Source organism: Nocardia sp. NPDC059228 (assembly GCF_042754245.1).
Lineage (GTDB): Bacteria > Actinomycetota > Actinomycetes > Mycobacteriales > Mycobacteriaceae > Nocardia.
On record NZ_JBHZAL010000005.1, the window covers coordinates 322,653 to 340,432 of the forward strand.

The 17,780-nt window shown below is 69.7% G+C and carries 14 protein-coding genes; 6 read left to right on the plus strand and 8 right to left on the minus strand.

Annotated features, from left to right (window positions below):
* Positions 1-58 precede the first annotated feature (58 nt).
* The 3 genes from ACFXKA_RS11780 to ACFXKA_RS11790 all read right to left on the minus strand — a co-directional run bounded on the left by ACFXKA_RS11780 (position 59) and on the right by ACFXKA_RS11790 (position 3,107).
* The gene (locus ACFXKA_RS11780; RefSeq protein ID WP_354840492.1) at positions 59-718 is read right to left on the minus strand and encodes a PhoU domain-containing protein; all 660 of its coding nucleotides are present in this window, start codon (positions 716-718) and stop codon (positions 59-61) included.
* A 132-nt stretch (positions 719-850) separates the two neighbouring features.
* Positions 851-2,119 (minus strand): diguanylate cyclase domain-containing protein, encoded by a 1,269-nt coding sequence (locus ACFXKA_RS11785; RefSeq protein ID WP_379427147.1) that lies wholly within the window; start codon positions 2,117-2,119, stop codon positions 851-853.
* 109 nt (positions 2,120-2,228) lie between these two features.
* Entirely contained in the window at positions 2,229-3,107 is an 879-nt protein-coding gene (locus ACFXKA_RS11790; protein ID WP_379427148.1) for a DMT family transporter, read from the minus strand.
* 208 nt (positions 3,108-3,315) lie between these two features.
* Between ACFXKA_RS11790 and ACFXKA_RS11795 the strand changes: the two genes are divergently transcribed.
* The 3 genes from ACFXKA_RS11795 (at position 3,316) to ACFXKA_RS11805 (ending at position 7,109) form a co-directional block, all read left to right on the plus strand.
* A complete protein-coding gene (locus ACFXKA_RS11795; RefSeq protein WP_379427149.1) occupies positions 3,316-3,936 on the plus strand; it encodes a TetR/AcrR family transcriptional regulator in 621 nt (206 codons plus the stop codon).
* Between the two features lie 57 nt (positions 3,937-3,993).
* The gene (locus ACFXKA_RS11800) at positions 3,994-5,556 is read left to right on the plus strand and encodes an FAD-dependent monooxygenase (protein ID WP_379427150.1); all 1,563 of its coding nucleotides are present in this window, start codon (positions 3,994-3,996) and stop codon (positions 5,554-5,556) included.
* A gap of 167 nt (positions 5,557-5,723) precedes the next feature.
* The gene (locus ACFXKA_RS11805) at positions 5,724-7,109 is read left to right on the plus strand and encodes a DUF2252 domain-containing protein (RefSeq protein ID WP_379427151.1); all 1,386 of its coding nucleotides are present in this window, start codon (positions 5,724-5,726) and stop codon (positions 7,107-7,109) included.
* A gap of 12 nt (positions 7,110-7,121) precedes the next feature.
* Here ACFXKA_RS11805 and ACFXKA_RS11810 read toward each other — a convergent pair whose 3' ends face one another.
* Both ACFXKA_RS11810 and hrpB read right to left on the minus strand, forming a co-directional pair.
* On the minus strand, positions 7,122-8,102 hold the full coding sequence (locus ACFXKA_RS11810) for a zinc-binding alcohol dehydrogenase family protein (RefSeq protein WP_379427152.1): 981 nt from the start codon (positions 8,100-8,102) through the stop codon (positions 7,122-7,124).
* Between the two features lie 333 nt (positions 8,103-8,435).
* Positions 8,436-10,883 (minus strand): ATP-dependent helicase HrpB, encoded by a 2,448-nt coding sequence (hrpB, locus tag ACFXKA_RS11815; protein ID WP_379427154.1) that lies wholly within the window; start codon positions 10,881-10,883, stop codon positions 8,436-8,438.
* Positions 10,884-11,043: 160 nt separating this feature from the next.
* On the opposite strand from hrpB, the gene ACFXKA_RS11820 reads away from it, so the two are divergent.
* The gene (locus tag ACFXKA_RS11820; RefSeq protein ID WP_379427155.1) at positions 11,044-12,582 is read left to right on the plus strand and encodes a DUF4185 domain-containing protein; all 1,539 of its coding nucleotides are present in this window, start codon (positions 11,044-11,046) and stop codon (positions 12,580-12,582) included.
* 174 nt (positions 12,583-12,756) lie between these two features.
* Positions 12,757-13,962, plus strand: coding sequence for an Ig-like domain-containing protein (locus ACFXKA_RS11825; RefSeq protein WP_379427156.1), 1,206 nt, complete (start codon positions 12,757-12,759; stop codon positions 13,960-13,962).
* 6 nt (positions 13,963-13,968) lie between these two features.
* On the opposite strand, the gene ACFXKA_RS11830 is transcribed toward ACFXKA_RS11825, so the two are convergent.
* From ACFXKA_RS11830 to ACFXKA_RS11840, 3 genes are all read right to left on the minus strand, one after another.
* Positions 13,969-14,148 carry an alpha/beta fold hydrolase gene (locus ACFXKA_RS11830; protein ID WP_379427157.1) on the minus strand — a complete coding sequence of 60 codons (180 nt, stop codon included), beginning with the start codon at positions 14,146-14,148 and terminating at the stop codon, positions 13,969-13,971.
* Between the two features lie 386 nt (positions 14,149-14,534).
* Positions 14,535-15,185: a TetR/AcrR family transcriptional regulator gene (locus ACFXKA_RS11835; RefSeq protein WP_354840467.1), complete on the minus strand. Its 651-nt coding sequence runs from the start codon at positions 15,183-15,185 to the stop codon at positions 14,535-14,537.
* Positions 15,186-15,299: 114 nt separating this feature from the next.
* Positions 15,300-16,670, minus strand: a complete 1,371-nt coding sequence (locus ACFXKA_RS11840; RefSeq protein WP_379427158.1) for a cutinase family protein — start codon at positions 16,668-16,670, stop codon at positions 15,300-15,302.
* A gap of 403 nt (positions 16,671-17,073) precedes the next feature.
* On the opposite strand from ACFXKA_RS11840, the gene ACFXKA_RS11845 reads away from it, so the two are divergent.
* Complete coding sequence (locus ACFXKA_RS11845) at positions 17,074-17,754, plus strand: GMC family oxidoreductase (RefSeq protein WP_379427159.1); 681 nt, start codon at positions 17,074-17,076, stop codon at positions 17,752-17,754.
* The last annotated feature ends 26 nt before the right edge of the window (positions 17,755-17,780 follow it).

Below are 17,780 nucleotides of genomic sequence, written 5' to 3' on the forward strand. Positions count from 1 at the left end.
ATGAAGCAATTCGGGCAGCTTACTCCCGCCGATCGGGGCCCCTCACACGAGGTGGTGGTTACGCCTCCGTTTGCGCGTAGAGCGGAATACCGGTGTGGAAGAAGCGAATGAGCCGCCCGATGCGCACGCAGTGGTCGGCCCCGCGCTCGAAGTGGTGGGCCAGCAGCGCGATATCGATGGCCATGGCCGACCCGTGCGGCCAGCCGTCGTCGGCCGCCAGCTCCACCAGCCGCCCGCGCAGCCGCTCCAGGTTCTCGTCGCGCGGCACCAGGGCGCGATCGCGCGGCGGGTTCTGTGCCGCAATGACTTTGCCCGCCAGATCGGTGAGATCGGTGACCGCGGCGGACATTTCCGCGAGCAGGTCGAGGACGTGCTGCGGGGCCACCGCATTCGGGTAGCGGCGCACCACCACATCGGCCACCCGGCTCAGGGCGCGGCTGACCGCCAGCAGGTCGTCGGCGATCTGCATGGCCGTCACCACCTGGCGTAGGTCGCGGGCCACCGGCGCCTCCAGGGCCAGCAGGATGACCGACCGGTCCTCACATTTCGCGTGCTCGATCTCCACCTGCTCTTCGAGCGCGAACACCTCGTAGGCGGCGGTCAGGTCGCTGCCGAGGAGCGCCGTCGCGGCCCGTTCGGAAGCCTCATGCGTCAGCCGCGCCATATGCGCGAGCTCATCGGTCAGCGCTATCAGCTCGCTGGAGAATTTCGTGCGCACTCGCATATCTTGGCCGCCCACCCGCATGCCTGCACACTATCGCGGCAAAACCTTTATCCCCGAATGGCTCTCGGTTCTCGTCCCGAGCCAGGAACCGACCGCCCAGTCGGGCGTCCGGCGGCTCCGTGGCTACTACCTGGCCGCGGGGCCGTTCTCGGTGCGGTGCAGTACCCAGGTGCCGCGGCCCGCGGCCTTGGCGCGGTACAGGCCCACATCGGCGTCGTCCAACAGCTTTTCGGCATTCGCGCCGGCAACCGGAGTGACAACGGCGCCGATGCTGGCCGAAATCGACAGCAGATCGCCGGGACCGACCGGAACCGGGTCTCGCAGCGTCGCGAGCATGGTCTCGGCGGCCGCGTGGGCCGTGTCGTCGTCGCAGGGCGGTGCGAGCAGCGCGACGAACTCGTCTCCTCCGATGCGGGCCGGCGTGACCGTCGGCGAGGTCAGGGTCGCGTCGAGCCTGCGGCCGACCTCGGCCAGCACGCTGTCTCCCGCGTGGTGGCCGTAGCGATCGTTGATCATCTTGAACCCGTCGAGATCGAGGAAGCACAAACCGATGTGATCGCCGGGACGGGCCGCCGCCACAATGGCCTCCAACTGCTCGAGCAGGCAATGACGATTCGGCAGACCCGTCAACGGGTCGTGACGGGCCTCCCACCACAGTTTCTGCTGCATGGCCCGCCGTTCGGTGATGTCCTCCCCGACGGCGAGCACGCGCACGTCACGCCCGTCCGCGTCGTGCACCAGGGTCATCGTCCATGCGCCCCAGCAGACGGTGCCGTCGGGGCGACAGAAGCGGCCTTCCACGTGCGCGGTACCGCTTCTGCGCTTGAGCAAACCGACGACCGCGTGCCGGAGCTTGTCGCGGTCGTCGGGGTGCATCAAGTCCAGCGCGGACACCCCCGGCAGGTCCTCCTGGTTCATCCCGACCATCCGTGCCGTCGTGGAATTGGCCTCGAGGGTGATGCCGTAGTCGTCGTAGAGCGCGATAGCCACCGCGGCGTTGTCGAACACCACGCGGAAACGTTGCTCGGCAGCGTCCTGGCTGCGGGCGTGGACGTCCAGCAGCTCGGTGGTGTAGCCGCGAGCAAGCTCGCCCAGGAGCGCGCCGAACCGCTGTGCTCGATCCGGGCGCGGTGACCGCTCCAGCAATCCGGCCAGTACCGCCGCGGTCGAGGTCATCATGGCGGGGACCGTCAGGTTCGACCGGACCATCTCGACCCCGACTCGGCACGCGGGCGACGGGTCGAACGACTCGGCCGACAAGGCGGCTTCCAGCGTGACGATCCATCTCGTCGTCAACTGGCGGATGTCGGGCGGCACAGCTGTCGGCACGCCACCGCAATCGACCAGGGCCGCCGACCATTCCCGCGCCATCTCGGCAACCTCACGACTGTCCATCCGTGAGGACCTTCCTCCATCGCCGGACCATCGAGGTCCAGCACTTCCCTCCCCACTCGCTAACAATGAGCATACGAAAGAACCGCTGTGCCGTGTCCGTGTCGACCGACTAGGCCGGCGCGGGCTCGGCCGCGGGCCGCACCCGGGCCCGGGCGGTGCCGAGAATCGAGCCCAGGATCACCAGCGGGAAGCCGATCGCCATGCCCGCGGTGAGGGGCTCGTCCAGCAGCGAGACGCCGATCAGCAGTGCCACCGCGGGATTGATGTAGGTGATGACGGTGGCGCGCGACGGGCCGACCTCGCCGATCAGGGCGAAGAAGACCACGAAGGCCAGCGCGGTGCAGATCAGGCCCAGGCCCACCACCGACCAGCTCGCTCCGGCCGGGAAGCGAGAAGGCATCCGCCACAGCGCGAACGGCAGATAGATGGCGGCGGCGAAGATCAGCGACCCGGTCACCACGCCGATCGGCGGCAGCTCGGCCAGCTTGCGGTCGATGATGATCGGGCCCAGCGCATAGCCGATGACACTCACGCCGATGGCCGCCAGCGCACCCAGATTCGAGACGTCGATGTCCAGACCGACGAGGGCGGTCACGCCCGCGAAGCCGATCACCAGGCCGAGAATGCGCCGCGGATCGAGGCGTTCGTGCCCGAGTCGGGTGGTGAGCACGATGGCGATCAGGGGCACCGCCGCGATCAGCAGACCCACCGTCGAGCTGGTCAACCTGGTCTCGGCGCGCCCGATGAGCAGCCACGGACCGGTGATCTCGACGATCGTGTACACCAGGACCCAGCGCCAGTGCCGCAGCGCCGGCCGCAGCACCCGGGTGGACAGCGCGATGGGCAGCAGCACCAGCGCACCCAGGAGGGTCCGCCCGAAGGCCACGAACACCGGATCGAAATCCCGCACCGCGACCCGGATCATGGCGTACGGCACACCCCAGATCACACCCATGCCCAGGAACAGCAGCCAACCGCGCTTGCTCACCGCCCCACCCCACAACCTCGTCGCACGACACACTCCTTCCGAACCCCCGGGAGCGTAAGCCACGCCGCCGACACGCTGAATCGGTCGTCCGAACGCCATGGGCGTCCGAACTATTTCGGTCCGGCATGCGATACCTGCGAACAGAGCGATGAAAACTTTCCCAGCGAGAAACATTGCCCACTGGGCACGTTTTGCGCATACTGGAGTCATGCCGGACGAACAGACCCTCGGTCTCCGCGAACGCAAGAAGCTCGACACCCGGAAAGCCTTGAGCGACGCGGCACTTCAGCTCATGTTCGAGCGCGGCCTGGAGAACGTGGTGCGCGAGGACATCGCCGCCCGTGCGGGAGTGTCCGTGCGCACCTTCAACAACTACTTCTCCGGCAAGTACGACGCGCTCGCCTACCGGCATCTGGCCCGAATCAACAGCGCCGTCGAGATTCTGCGCGCCCGTCCGGCGAACGAGCCGCTGTGGGAGTCGCTCACGGCGGCACTGCTCGAGCCACTCGAGGCGGAACTCGCCGAGTCGCCCGGGTATCTGCCCTCGCCCACGGAACTCGCCGAGGTCCGGAAACTGGTGGCAGCCCCCGAGACTCGGGCCCTGCTGGCCAAGGGCGTCGAAGACAACCTGATCATCGCCATCGCCGAACGCACCGGCACCGACCCGGAACTCGATCTGTACCCGCGGCTGGTGGCCGGGGCCGCCGGCGCCGCGCTGCAGGCCGCCTTCGAGGTCTATGTGCGCACGGCGCCGACCGTCCCCGTCACCCATCTGCTCCGCCAGGCCCTCACCGCGCTCGCGGCGGGCCTGCCGCAACCGCCGGCATAGCAGCGCCGCTCTCGCCGGTTTCTCCAAATACCCTCAACGACAAGAGGTTTATTTGCCATGCCCGAAAACACCGTCGACATCGTCATTGCCGGAGCCGGACCCAACGGCCTGATGCTCGCCTGCGAACTCGCACTCGCCGGCCTCCGCCCGATCGTGCTGGATCGGCTACCCGCACCCAGCCCCGAACCGAAGGCCAACGGCCTGGCCGGGCAGGTGGTCCGGGTCCTCGATATGCGGGGGCTGTACGGCGCGTTCAGCGGCAGCCCGGCCGCACCGGCCCCGACCCCGCGCTACATCTTCGGCGGCCTTCCCCTGGATCTCACTGCCGTACAACCGAATCCGGTACACCTCGTCTTCAAGCCGCAACCGGAGATGGTGGAGATCCTCACCAAGCGCGCCATCGACCTCGGCGTGGACCTGCGCTGGGGACACGAGCTGACCGGCATCGAACCCGCCGGCGACCAGGTCGCGGTCACGGTGTCCGCGCCCGACGGGCCCTACCCGCTGACCGCCCGCTTCCTGGTCGGGGCGGACGGCGGAAAGAGCCTGGTGCGCAAGCGGATCGGGATCGAGTTCCCGGGCATCACCTCCGACGGGCATGTCAGCCGAGTCGGCCATGCCGCCCTGCCCGACGAGTTCCGTTCCGGCGACGGCGGCATCGAGATTCCCGGGGTGGGCCGGTTCGGACTCGGCCATCACCGGCTCGAACGCGGCATCTTCATCTACGCCGAACTCGATCCGGGACGGCCGATCATCGGAACCATGGAATTCCAAGGCGGCGAGCAGTTTTCCGACGACGAACCCCTGGCGTTCGAGGAACTGCGCGCGAGCGTCGAACGCGTCCTCGGCGCCCCGCTGCCCATCGCGCCGCCGCCCGGCCCGGGTCCGCACACGCTGCGCCGCACGATCGGCCAGAACACCCGGGTCGCGCAGCACTACCGGCAGGGCGCCGTCCTGCTGCTCGGCGATGCCGCGCACGTGCATTCGGCGATGGGCGGGCCCGGACTGAACCTCGGCCTGCAGGACACCGTCAACCTCGGCTGGAAGCTCGCGGCCGAAATCCGGGGCTGGGCTCCCGAGGGCCTGCTCGACACCTACGAGTCCGAGCGCCACCCGGTGGCCGAACGTGTGGTGATGTACTCGCTCTCCCAGGCGGCTCTGGTCTCCCCCGGTCCGGAAATCACCGCTCTCCGAGAGCTTTTCGGCGAACTGCTGCGGCTCCCGGCGGCGGCCGCCCATATCGCCGGGCTGCTGGCGGGCTCGGACATCCGCTACGACGTCGGCGACGATCATCGGCTGTCCGGCTACTTCTTCCCCGACTGCGCCCTCGAAACAGCCGGTGGCCCAACCCGGATCGCCGAACTCCTGCGTGACGCCCGGCCCGTCCTGCTGACCTTCGACGCCGCCCTCGATCCGGTCGCCGCCGCGGCGGGCTGGACCGACCGCGTCACGCCCATCGCCGCCACCGCCACCGACGCACCCGCCGCGGCGCTGCTGATCCGGCCGGACGGCTATGTGGCGTGGGCGACCGACGACGCCACCCCGGCCGCTCAGGAGAGTCTCCGGAACGCGCTGTGCCGATGGTTCGGCGCACCCACTCCCGGCGCCGCGGCCGGTTAGGAGGGTCGCGGGCTCGATCAGGAGTCGCCAGGCAGCCAACCTGATCGAGCCCGTCGGCACTGCCGCCGGGGATGTCCGGAGCCGTGGCCGCTGCGACCAGCGTGATCGCGCCGGCCGCAGGGCCACGGGTCCTGGGAATACGCGTGCGGTCGAACTAGAGTCCTTCCATGGCGACATCGGCGGCGGAGTCGGCGGCGGGCGGTAACGGGGCGGCGGAGGCCGGGCGGGCCGCACGGAAGCAGGTGCCACGGCGATCGCTCGGTGAGTGGAAGCCGGCGGCGGATCGGGAGGATCCGATAGCGGTGCTGGAGCGTCAGGCCGCGACCCGGGTGCCCGAGCTGGTGGAGATCCGGTACGCGCGCATGGCGGCCGGGCAGTTCCCGTTCTATCGGGGCGCGCCGGCGATCATGGCGGCCGATCTGGCGAGCGGGCCGAACACCGGGCTCACCGTGCAGCTGTGCGGCGACGCGCACCTGTCGAACTTCGGCTTGTTCGCCTCGCCGGAACGGTCACTCGTGTTCGACGTCAACGACTTCGACGAGACCCTGCCCGGGCCGTTCGAATGGGATGTGAAGCGGCTGGCGGCCAGCGTGGCGGTGGCGGCGCGCGCCAATGGGTGCGACGACGCCGAGGCGAGCGGGGCGGCGGCCGCGGCGGCGCAGGCCTATCGCGAGGCCATGGTGCGGCTGGCGGGTCTGGGCGAGACCGACGTCTGGTACGAGATGGTGGACGCCGAACGGGTCGCCGAGCTGCTGCGCCCGCACGACCGCAAGCAGACCGAGAAGGTGATCAGCCGGGCGCGGGCGCGCACCAGCCTGCAGGCGCTGGACAAACTCACCGAACCCGGACCCGATGGCGCGCCGCGCATCAAAGCCGAGCCGCCGCTGCTCAGACCGATACCGAGAGAGCTGCACTCCGAACTGCTCTCGGTGCTCTCGAACTACCGGGACACGCTGCCGGAGGAGCGCCGGGTGCTGCTGGATCGGTATCAATTGCGGGATATCGCTTTGAAAGTCGTGGGCGTGGGCAGCGTGGGCACGCGCTGCTTCATCGTGCTGCTGACGGGGCGCAATACCGGCGATCCGCTCTTCCTCCAGGTGAAACAGGCCGAGAATTCGGTACTGGCCGCACACCTGCGGAGCAGCAGGTTCCAGCATCAGGGGCACCGGGTGGTGCACGGGCAGCGGCTCACGCAAGCGGCCGGTGACATCTTCCTGGGCTGGGCGACCGGCTCCGACGGGCTGTTCTACTACTGGCGACAGCTGCGAGACATGAAGGGCTCCTTGGTCATCGACGAGATGTCGGCGGCGCAGCTGCGGCAGTACGCCAGCTTGTGCGGGCACACGCTGGCGCGTGGTCACGCGCGATCGGGAGATCGGGTGGCCATCGCCGCGTATCTCGGCAGCAACGACGTCTTCGACCGGGCCATGGCAGACTTCGCGCTGGCCTATGCCGATCAGACGGCGTCCGATCGCGAATCCCTGCTCGCCGCCATCGAATCCGGCCGCGTCACCGCTGCCGAGAACCTCTCGCCGGAGAAGAACGGCCAATAGGCGTGCCGGTCGCTACTCCGGGTTGACGGCGATCACCAGCTTGCCGGTCGAGGAGCGACCGGCCATCAGCCGGTGCGCTTCCGCGGCCTCGGCGAGCGGGAACTCGGCAGTGATGGGCAGCCGTACCTTGCCGGAAGTGGCCAATTCGAAGGCGTGCGAGGCGATCTCGCGCAGAACGTCCGGGGCCTCGACGCTCAGGCCGAGAATGGAGAACCCGGCCACCGAGCGGCCCTGCGGGTAGAGGTCGGGCGCGCCGACCTGCCACGGGCCCGCACCGCCCGCATTGCCGAAGGAGACCAGGCGGCCGAAGCGGGCCAGGGAATCCAGTGTGCGGCGCAGGGTTTCACCGCCGATGGACTCCAGCGCGAGGTCCACGCCGCGACCGCCGGTGGCGGCGGCGACCTCCGCGTCGAAGGATTCGTTCAGAAACGCTGCGTCATAACCGTATTCGCGGGCGTACTCGGCCTTGGCCGGGCTGGACACCACGCCGTACACCGCGGCCGCGCCCGCGAGCTTGGCGATCTGCGCGACCACCGTGCCGACGCCGCCGGCCGCGGCCTGCACCAGCATGGTCTCCCCGGGCTGCAGGCGGCCGACGGTGTGCACCAGGGCGTAGGCGGTCGGCAGCACCGTGGGAAGCGTTGCGGCGGTGCGCAGATCGACGCCCTCCGGCACCGGGAACACCGTCGCGGCCGAGACGACCGCGACATCGGCGTACGCGCCGCCGTCGGTGATGGCAGCCACCGGCTGGCCGACCCGCAAACCCTCGACACCCTCGCCCACGGCCCGCACCCGCCCGGACAATTCCAGCCCCGGCACGAACGGCAGCCCCGGCACCCGATAGCCCACGGCCCGCGCCTGGAGATCGGCGAAATTGACTCCGACATAGGCCACGTCGATGGACACCCGGCCGGGCCCCGGCTCCGGCACCGCGAGCTCCACCGACCGCAGCACCTCCGGTCCGCCGAATTCGTCGAATCGAATCGCACGCATGCCGCCACACTCCCTCTCCGCCTGCTCACCGGCGGGTCGAACCACATCATCCGAACACCGGACGCACCGCCTTGCAGCACCCGGGCGTCACCGGCTATTCCGCATGCTGCCCTTGAAGTCTCACTCCCGCCACCCGGTCCGGCGGGACACCGCAACCCCGAGCGATCGCCCTTCGTCGGACAGAGCGGTGCGCCTTGGTCAGCCGGAGAGAACGACCTCGTCGGCCTGAGCAATGGACCACGCCGGCCGCAGGGATCGGCCGTCGCCACCCGGTCCGGTGAGCCACCGTCCGTCGGAGCGATGGGTCCTCGCCCGTCGGAGCAATGGGCCCGGTCAGCCGGAGCGGTGGGCGTTGCGGGCGGTGCCGCGGTGGGCGGTGACCGTGGTGGGGTCCTCGGGCCAGGAGTGTTTCGGGTAGCGGCCGCGCAGGTCGGCGCGGACCTGGGGCCAGCCGGTGCGCCAGAAGGACGGCAGGTCGGCGGTGACGGCCACCGGGCGCTGGGCCGGGGACAGCAGGTGCAGCAGGATCGAGGCGCGGCCGCCGGCCAGGCGCGGCGGCTCGGTCCAGCCGAAGATCTCCTGCACCTTGACCGCGAGCACCGGCGGATCCGCGGAGTAGTCGAGGCGGACGCGGCTGCCGGAGGGGACCTCCAGGCGTTCGGGGGCGAGCTCGTCCAAGCGTGCGGCCTCGGGCCACGGGAGCAGGCGGCGCAGGGCCTGACCCGCGTCGGCGCGCTCCAGGTCGGCGCGACTGCGGGCGGTGGAAAGCTCTGGGGCGAGCCAGGTTTCGGCGTCGGCCAGCAGGGTGTCGTCATCGACGGCGGGCCAGGGCGCGCCGAGGGTGCGGTGCAGGAAGTCCAGGCGCTGCCGCAGGCTGCGGGCATCCTCGCCCCAGCGCAGCAGGTCCAGGCCGGTGGCGCGCAGTCCGCGCAGCAGGGCCGCCGACACCAGGCTCGGATCCGGATCCCTGAGCGGCTGCTCCGACAGCACGATCGCGCCGAGGCGCCGCATCCGGCGAGCCACCAGATCGCCGTCGGCCCAATCGACCTCGTCGGCGGTCTCCAGGAGGTTCGCGGCGGCCTGCCTGGCGAGCTGCTCATCGGCCTTGGCGGCCAATCGGATTCGTCCCTCGGCCTGACCCGGGTCGCGCCCGGCCACCGCGATGGCGAGCCATTCGGCATCGCCCAGCCCGCTGCCCGGTGGCAGGGTCACCGCGGTGCCGCCCGCCATCAGGTAACTGGCCGAACCGGGGGCCCGGCGGCGGGCCAGCCGTTCCGGATAGGCCAGTGCCGCAACGAGAGCCGGGTCGTCCACGCCGTCGCCCTCGACTAGTTTCGCCAGCCGCTGCGCCTCCCGCTGCCAGCGGGCGGGCCGGTCGTCGCGCAGGCTCCGCAGTGCCGCGGCCAGATCGATACCGGGAGCCAGGGAATCGTCATCGAGCAGCGCGACCACCTCGGCGGCCGCCCGCGCCCCCACCTCGCGCGCGCCGTCGAGCAGTGCGCGCGCCAGGCGCGGATGCAATCCGACGGCCGCGATCCGCCGTCCCCGATCCGTCACCGCCCCATGGTCATCCACCGCGTCGAGCGCCCGCAGCACCGCCCGCCCCGCCGCCAGGCCACCCGCCGGCGGGGCATCCCACCAGGCCAGCGCCTGCCCGTCGACGGTGCCCCAGCACGCCAGTTCCAGGGCCAGCCGGGTCAGATCGGCGGTGCGGATCTCCGGTTCCGGATACGCGGGCAGGGTCGCGTGCTCGTATTCCGGCCAGCACCGCCACGCCCACCCCGGGCCTTCCCGGCCCGCGCGTCCGGCCCGCTGCTCGGCCACCGCGACCGAAACCCGCACGGTCGCAAGCCCGGACAACCCGCGCCGATGATCGATGCGCGGCACCCGCGCCAGCCCAGAGTCCACCACCGCCCGCACCCCCGGCACGGTCAGACTGGATTCGGCCACCGCCGTGGACAGCACCACCCGCCGCCGCGTGCCCGGCCGCAGCGCCGCGTCCTGGGCCGCGGCGGACAGCCTGCCGTGCAAGGGCAGTACGTCCACATCGGGCAGTCCCGACAACTGGTCGGCGGTCCGGCGGATCTCCCCCGCCCCGGGCAGGAAGACCAGCACATCACCCGCACTGCCCGACAATGCCTGGCGGGTCACCCGCGCCACCTGCTGCTCGATCCGCTCCCGGGCGGCCGGCGGCACGTATTCCAGCTCGACCGGATAGGCCCGGCCCCGCACCTCCAGCACCGGCGCGGCGGGCTCCCCCTCCCCGCCCAGCAGCACCGAAAGCCGGTCCGCCGCAACGGTCGCCGAGGTCGCCAGCACCCGCAGGTCCGGCCGTAGTCCGGCCCGGGCATCCAGGAGCAGGGCCAGCAGCAGATCCGCGTCCAGGTGGCGTTCGTGGCACTCGTCCATGACGACCACGTCGACCCCGGCCAGCTCCGGATCGTTCTGCAGTCGCCGCACCAGCAGCCCGGAGGTCACCACCTCGATCCGAGTCCCGGCCCCTATCTTCCGGTCTCCGCGCACCGCATACCCGACGGTCTCTCCCACCCGCTCGCCCAGCAGCGCCGCCATTCGCGCGGCCGCCGCCCGCGCGGCCAGCCGACGCGGCTCCGCCACCACCACCCGTCCGCCGGTGTTCGCGGCCAGGGCCAGCGGAACCAGCGTCGTCTTGCCGGTTCCGGGCGGCGCGACGAGCACGGCGGTCCCGCACTCGCTCAGCGTGGCCGCGATGCGGTCCAGCGCCGGGCGTACGGGGAGGTCGGGAAGATCAGGCAGCTTCATTACCGCTCAGTCTGCCGCCCCGGCGACGCGCCGCCGCCACCGGCGTGGGCGGCGACGACCCGGAGCGACCGATACCCTGACCGGTTCGTACCGCTACGCGCAGCGGGCGGAACCGGACTAGGGTGAGTCAGCCGATCTTGGACGAGGAGCCGCACACCACATGGGAATTCGATCCCGCCGCTGGTCGAGTCATTCCGGATTCCCTGCGGCGCCCGCACTCTCGGGCGTCGTCGCACTGGGTGTGATGCTGCTGCCCGCGCCGCCCGCCGGGGCCGCACCGCATCCCTGGGCGCCCGCGCCGGTGAACAGCTGCGGTGAGACCGGATTCGATCCGCTGGATCGCCGAGCGGACCCGAATGGCGCCCCGCCGCAGGGCAATCAGACCATCAAGGTCCCGGTGCCGGTGCCCCAGATCATCACCGTCCAGGTGCCAGGCCCGAAGCCCGACAACACCCGTGTCGATCCGGTCGCGCTGCCCGCCGATCCCTGCGCCAATCCGTGCCCGGACGTCCGCGACACCGTCCCGGCCCCGGCGAATCAGCCCGGCGGCGGCAGCGCGTCGCTGCCGCAGGTCGAGATCACCACCGAGCCCGAACCCATCCCGATCGTGGTGCCGGGCGGCGAACCACCCGAACCCCAGGACGCGCCCACCGCGGCCGTCCAGGCCGCCACGCCGGCGCCCGTGGCCGCGGCGGTGGCCGCGCCGCAGGTGGATTCGGTCCAGCTGGTCAACCAGGTCACCGGGCAGGGATCGGTCAATCGCACGGATATGCGCTGGTCGGTCGACGGCACCGACCTAGGGCTCATGTGGGAGACCAAGCCCGGCCAGGTCGCCGTCATGTTCGGCGACACCTTCGGCAAGGGCTGGAAACCTACCGGCGCCGGCACCGACCAGCAGGACTGGCGCAGCAATGTGCTGGCCTACAGCAGCACTCGCGATCTGTCGCAGGGTCTGATCCTCGACGACTTCGTGCAGAACAGCCGCTGCCACGCCGCCGAACTGCTCGACAGCCGCAAGATCAAGAACTTCGAGACCACCACCATCCCCACCTCGGGATTCGCCGTCGGCGACCGCCAGTACCTGACCTACATGTCGGTCAACCACTGGTCCAAGATCCCCGGCATGTGGTCGACCAACCTGGGCGGCATCGCCTGGTCCGACGACAACGGCCGCACCTGGACCAAATCGCAGTGGGCCCGCTGGGACAACCTGTTCGGGCTCGGCCGCTTCCAGGTCGCCACCATGGTTCCGCACGGCGACTACGTCTACATGTTCGGCACACCCAACGGCCGCCTCGGCGTCATCGGCCTCGCCCGCGTCCCCGTCGACCAGGTCCTGAACAAGTCGGCCTACCAGTACTGGATCGACGGCACCTGGACCCCCGCCGACGGCCCCAACGAATTGCTGGCCACCCCACTGGTTTCCGGCACCGCCAGCGAACTGTCCATCCATTACGACACCGAGTCGAACCAGTGGCGGATGGTCTACCTCGACGTCACCCGCAACCAGATCGTCCTCCGCACCGCCGCCGAACCCCAGGGCGCCTGGTCGGATCCGACCCCGCTGCTCAGCACCGACGACTACCCCACCGCCTACGGCGGCTTCATCCACCCCTGGTCCAGCGCCAAGGACCTCTACTTCACCATCTCCACCTGGAACAGCTACAACGTCTACCTCATGCACGCGACGCTGAAGTGACCACGCGGCGCTGAAGTGATGGCGACCCGCTGAGCACTCCCGCTCGATTGCCGCGAGGTGTCGGTTACGCGACGGAACGGTGGAGATCCCGTCCGGCGTCGTGATCTTGTTGGCCGGCGGCGCGATGCTGACACGACCGAGCCGGGTCCGGGATCAGGTCGAAGGGAGCGCGCGTTGGGGTTGCGACGTCGTCAGGTATTGACCGGGATCATGGGGCTGGGCGGCCTGTTCGTCGCCGGCAGCGTGCCGTACCGGGGCAACGGGCTGCTCCCGCGCGCCTTGCGGCCCGCGGCTATCGTGTTTCCGCCGGTGGCTGGCGGGCGTGAGTTGAGTCCGCGCCAACTCGGCCGGGTCGGTGTGCTCAACGGGACCTTGACCTCGGTCTCCTGGATCGACGAAACCGGTCGACCGCTACCGGGCGCGCTCTCCGCGGATCGCCTGACCTGGATCAGTTCCGAACCACTCGGCTACGGCCACACCTATACGGCGTCGGTGGTGGCGAACGGCGAGACCGGAGACGTCGACACCACCGCCGTCTTCACCACTGTCCGGCCCGACACGCTGACCAGCGTCACCTTCCGCTCGAACAATCTCCTCGATATCCAGGACGGCGAAACCTACGGCATCGGCCTGGTGCTGGTCGCGCACTTCGACGAGGCCGTCGACCGCGCCGCCGCGGAACGCGCCCTCCGGGTCACCACCGAGCCCCACGTGACGGGCGCGTGGTACTGGCTCGACGACCGCAATGCGCACTGGCGTCCGGAGAACTATCACACGCCCGGCACCCGGATCACGGTGGCGGCGAACCTGTTCGGCACCCGCCTCGGCGACGGCGTGTACGGCCGGGACGACCAGCGGGTCTCCGTGGTGATCGGCCCCTCCCACATCGCCATCGCGGACGACAACACCAAGCACATCGAGGTCTTCGAGAACGGCAACCTGGTTCGCAGCATGCCCACGTCCATGGGCCGGGGCGGCACCGCCGTGGTGGGCGGGCGGGTGTTGTCGTTCTGGACCCATCCCGGGGTCTACACCGTGCTCGACAAGGACAGCGTGGTCAGCATGGACTCCTCCAGCTACGGCCTGCCCGTCAACTCCGGCCTCGGCTACCGCGAAAACATCAGAAATGCCGTCCGTATCAGCCACGACGGCATCTACCTGCACGAACTCGCCGCGACGGTCTGGGCGCAGGGCAATACCAACGTCTCGCACGGCTGCCTCAACCTCAGTCCCGCGGACGCCGCCTGGTTCTTCGACTTCGCCAACCCCGGCGATGTGGTCGAAGTCCGCAATACCGGCGGCGATCCGCTCGACATCGGGCAGGGCGGTGACTGGACCATCCTCTGGCCGGACTGGCAGCGGGGCAGCGCCCTGGCCTGAGGGCCGTCAGCGGTCTGCGGGCAGGAAGTCGTCGAGCGTCGCCGCGACCAGCGCGGGCTGCTCCAGGGTCTGCATGTGCGGGGCGCCGGGCAGTTCGCGGTACTCGGCCACGGGGATGCGCTCGGCGACACCGGTCATGATCGCGGGCGTGGTCGAGGCGTCACGCTCGCCGGCGCGGACGAGCACCGGAGAAGCGAAGTCCGACAACCGGTTCTGTACATCGAGCCCAACCGTGCCCGCGGATGTCGTAGGCGAATACCGTTCGGCCTCTGGTATCGCGTTGCAGCCGGGCGATCGGCAGCGGGGTCAGCGGGCGCCGGACCGGGAATCCCGCGATCCTCTCCCGCATCGCCCGCTGGGCATCGAGCCTCCATTCCGCGTCCGCTCCAAGGTATGTGCGGACCCACCCCTCGTTGGGCCCGGACCGGGCAAATCTATCGGTGTTCCGACGGCGGGACGGGGATGGAACGCGCCTGCTAGGGGACATTTCGTGCCAAAGTGCATGATTCGATCCGTATGACTCGACCACGAATGGCGTCCAGATCACATTCAGGGTAAGTCGGCGGGTTCGGTCACGCTGCGGGCCAATCGTTCTCGGTCCCGGCGACGTTGTTGGTTGCGACACCTCGCAGGATGACGTCGAGTACGTCGCGCAGTTCGCCGGCTGTCCGCTCCTGGTCGGTCGCGCGACGGGCCCAGCGGTACACGACCCCGAGGTAGGCGTCGCGGAGGAGGTTCCCCAGCAGGACCGGATCCACGCGTGCGTCGATGTCGCCGCGCCGGACGCCGATCTCGACGATCCGCGCGAAAACCTCGGCGGTGTACGGCTCTTCGGTGAGGGGGCGGCCCGTCTTCACCCACGCCGTCAGCATGATCTCGGTGACTCCGCGCTGCGCCTCGCCGAGCTGGGCGAGACCGGCCATGCACCGGTGCAGCAGCGCGCCGGTGTCGCTCGCCCCGGTCCCGAGTGGCTGCTCGATCCGGTCGATCAGTGTGCGGCGCCGGTCCTCGGCCCACTCGGTGATGAGGTCTTCCTTGCGCGGGAAGTGATTGAAGAAGGTGCCGCGCGACACGTCCGCGCGTTCCGCTATCTCGTCGATTGTCGTTGCGTCGTAGCCCTTTTCGGCGAACAACTCCAGCGCGGACGTGTAGATCCGGGCACGGACCCGCTGCCTGTTGCGCTCCCTGCGGCCGATCACGGGTATATCGGTGGTAGTCACCATGTTTCGCTCCCCCTCAGGTCCGGCTCCCCACCGGTCCATGAATCACAGATCCTAACCCGACCCAACGCTCCCGGCCCCGGAACCAGTGGTTCCGGGGCCGGGAGCGGCGTCCTGTCAAGCAGCCAGGGAGCCCAGGAATCCCAGGAGTATCTGTGCGTCGTCGCCGTAGTCGACGTGCACCTTCGAGGCGTAGAAGGTGGCCATGTCGACGCCTTGGCGGCTCAGTTCCAGCAGATCGTTGATGCTGTCGATACCGCCGATGCTGAGCAGGGTTTGCGCGGCGACGCGGAGATCGCCCCGTACGGCGTTGGTGAGGGGGCCGAGAACGGAGCCGGCCAGGTCGAGTCCGGCCGGTGCGAGGGTCGCCACTTCGGCAGCCGCGGCGGACGCGTCGTTGCGGGTGAGGGATTCGACTGCGCGCCAGAGGGTTTCCTGCATGCGGCCGACATTCCCCGCGATGCGCAGGATGTCGATCTGGGTCAGGGCATCGGCGATCACGCTGGCAGCGGCGGTCCAGCCCGACGGGTCGATGGCCGCGGCCGCCCGGATGACCGAGCCGATGAGAGGCAAGTCCACTCCCGCAGCTGCCTGGACCATCGGAGCCAAGGCCATATTGAGGTTGCTCGCGATCTCGTGCGCACCGGTGATATCGCCCGCTTGGATCAGATCGGGGAGGTTGGCGAGGCTTTGCAGAATGGCGGGCAGGTTCGCCGCGGTCGCCGTCCAGCCGGCGCCGACCTTCACAGCCTGCGCGAGGAGTGTGCCGGGATCCGTGCCCGCGGGAATCAGGGATGCGATCATCGCGGAGTCACCGCTGAGCACCCGCCCGAGCGCAAAGAGGAACGGGGACGTGGCGGCATTGAGCGAGCAGTACAGATCGCCTTCGACGCACAGGGTGCGCACCCGATCGGTCAGCGCACCGAAATCCTGACTCCGCGCCCCGGCGATGCCGTGACCGGGTTGCGGGTCGCCCAGCGAGAGAGTGGTTCTCGGATCGCGATGCGGATCGGCCAGCAGCCCCACGCCGACCACCCGATCGGCGCTGATCGGTCCCTCGCCATTGCCGATCTCGGTCGCGAAATCGCCGATCCCGTCCGCACCCTGGCTGTACCCGGCGAGGAACACTCGCGTCGAACCGCACAGGCTGCTCGCCATCTGGTGCAGCCGGGATTCGAGGGTGCTCAGGGATTGCGCATAGCTCAGCCCCTGATCGAAAGCGCTCGCCGCATACGGGGCATAGAGCACGGTGATGTCGCTGCCGTACTGCCGTTGCAGCCCATCGCCGATCGGCCTGAGCATGCCGACCGGCACCATCGGATCCGCATCGAAACGCGTCTCCCAGGTCCCCGGCGCGAGAATCGCCGTATACGGGGTGCAGGGCAGTGCGCCGTGCGTCTCCGCCCGCGCATCGCCGGCCACCGTGGTCCCGACCGTGACGCCCGCGACAACCAAGATCGCCGCGCACGCTGTCGCCAGCCTGCTCATTGTCCAATTCCTCTGGTGCCGAAGGGGTTTCGGGCGGTGCGGCGGCAGGTCCTCGTTTCCGCTGCGCAGCATAGACAATTCTCGCCACTCACGGTCGGTTTCGCAGGCTTTTCAGACACATAATCGTTTCAGACCACGTCAGGGGCCTGCGGGCCACCACGCCGTGTCGGCCCTAGGCGACGGGCTCTGTTCGGTCTCCTGGGTACGCGATCGGGCAACACGGCGGTCTCCGACCAGATCAGCATCGCTACCGGGCCGCAGACGAAAAGCTCCGCGATGAGACGTTGTTCGGACTTCGGCGGGTTCATTGCACGAGCCTTTCGGCATCGCCGTCGCTCCGCGATGGCATGGATCGTGGGGAGAGCGACCGGAGTCCGTGCTGCGGGACTCGCACGGAGAAGTGGTGCATCCACTGCCCGGGGTGGGCCGCAATCTGCACGACCGTCCCCGGATCAACCTGGTGCACAGTTCCCGGCGCCTGGTACCCACGCCGCGAGCCAATCACGGCGAGGTCATCGGCCTCTTGCGCGGCTGCCCGGACCTGGCGGGGCCGGATCTGCAGATCATCTTCATCGATATCCCGCTGCCCAATCCCGTTGCGGCGGTGCCGAACGGCTTCACCGTCGGTATCTCGCCGAGGCTGCCGGTGAGCCGGGGCTCATTGCGAATCTCCTCGGCCGACCCGTTCGCGCCGCCGGTACTCGACCCCGGATACTTCACGGAGGCAACGGATATCGAGGTAGTACTGGCCGGCATCGAGGCCGCTCGCGAGATCGCGGGTTCGGCGGCGCTCGCTGCATGGGGCGTCACCGAGGTCGCGCCCGGACTCGACGTCACCGACGAGGCGCTGCTCGGCGACTACGCACGAAGGAATTTCGGCTCCTACCGCCACCCGGTCGGCACCTGCGCGATGGGTGAGGATGAGTCATCCGTCGTGAATTCCGAGCTGCGGGTGCACGGGTTGGCGGGGCTGCGCATCGCCGACGGTTCGGTCATACCGGCGATTCCGTCGGCCAATACGAATGCGACGGTATACGCGATCGCCGAACGCGCCTGGGATCTGCTGCGACGATCATGGCAATGACCGGTTCGCCTTCCAGGGCGATCAAT

Bases quoted from the DNA above. Each gene is read 5' to 3' on its own strand.
- ACFXKA_RS11785 (WP_379427147.1), bottom strand. From the start codon at position 2,119: ATGGACAGTCGTGAGGTTGCCGAGATGGCGCGGGAATGGTCGGCGGCC.
- ACFXKA_RS11795 (WP_379427149.1), top strand. From the start codon at position 3,316: ATGCCGGACGAACAGACCCTCGGTCTCCGCGAACGCAAGAAGCTCGAC.
- ACFXKA_RS11800 (WP_379427150.1), top strand. From the start codon at position 3,994: ATGCCCGAAAACACCGTCGACATCGTCATTGCCGGAGCCGGACCCAAC.
- ACFXKA_RS11805 (WP_379427151.1), top strand. From the start codon at position 5,724: ATGGCGACATCGGCGGCGGAGTCGGCGGCGGGCGGTAACGGGGCGGCG.
- ACFXKA_RS11810 (WP_379427152.1), bottom strand. From the start codon at position 8,102: ATGCGTGCGATTCGATTCGACGAATTCGGCGGACCGGAGGTGCTGCGG.
- hrpB (WP_379427154.1), bottom strand. From the start codon at position 10,883: ATGAAGCTGCCTGATCTTCCCGACCTCCCCGTACGCCCGGCGCTGGAC.
- ACFXKA_RS11820 (WP_379427155.1), top strand. From the start codon at position 11,044: ATGGGAATTCGATCCCGCCGCTGGTCGAGTCATTCCGGATTCCCTGCG.
- ACFXKA_RS11835 (WP_354840467.1), bottom strand. From the start codon at position 15,185: ATGGTGACTACCACCGATATACCCGTGATCGGCCGCAGGGAGCGCAAC.
- ACFXKA_RS11840 (WP_379427158.1), bottom strand. From the start codon at position 16,670: ATGAGCAGGCTGGCGACAGCGTGCGCGGCGATCTTGGTTGTCGCGGGC.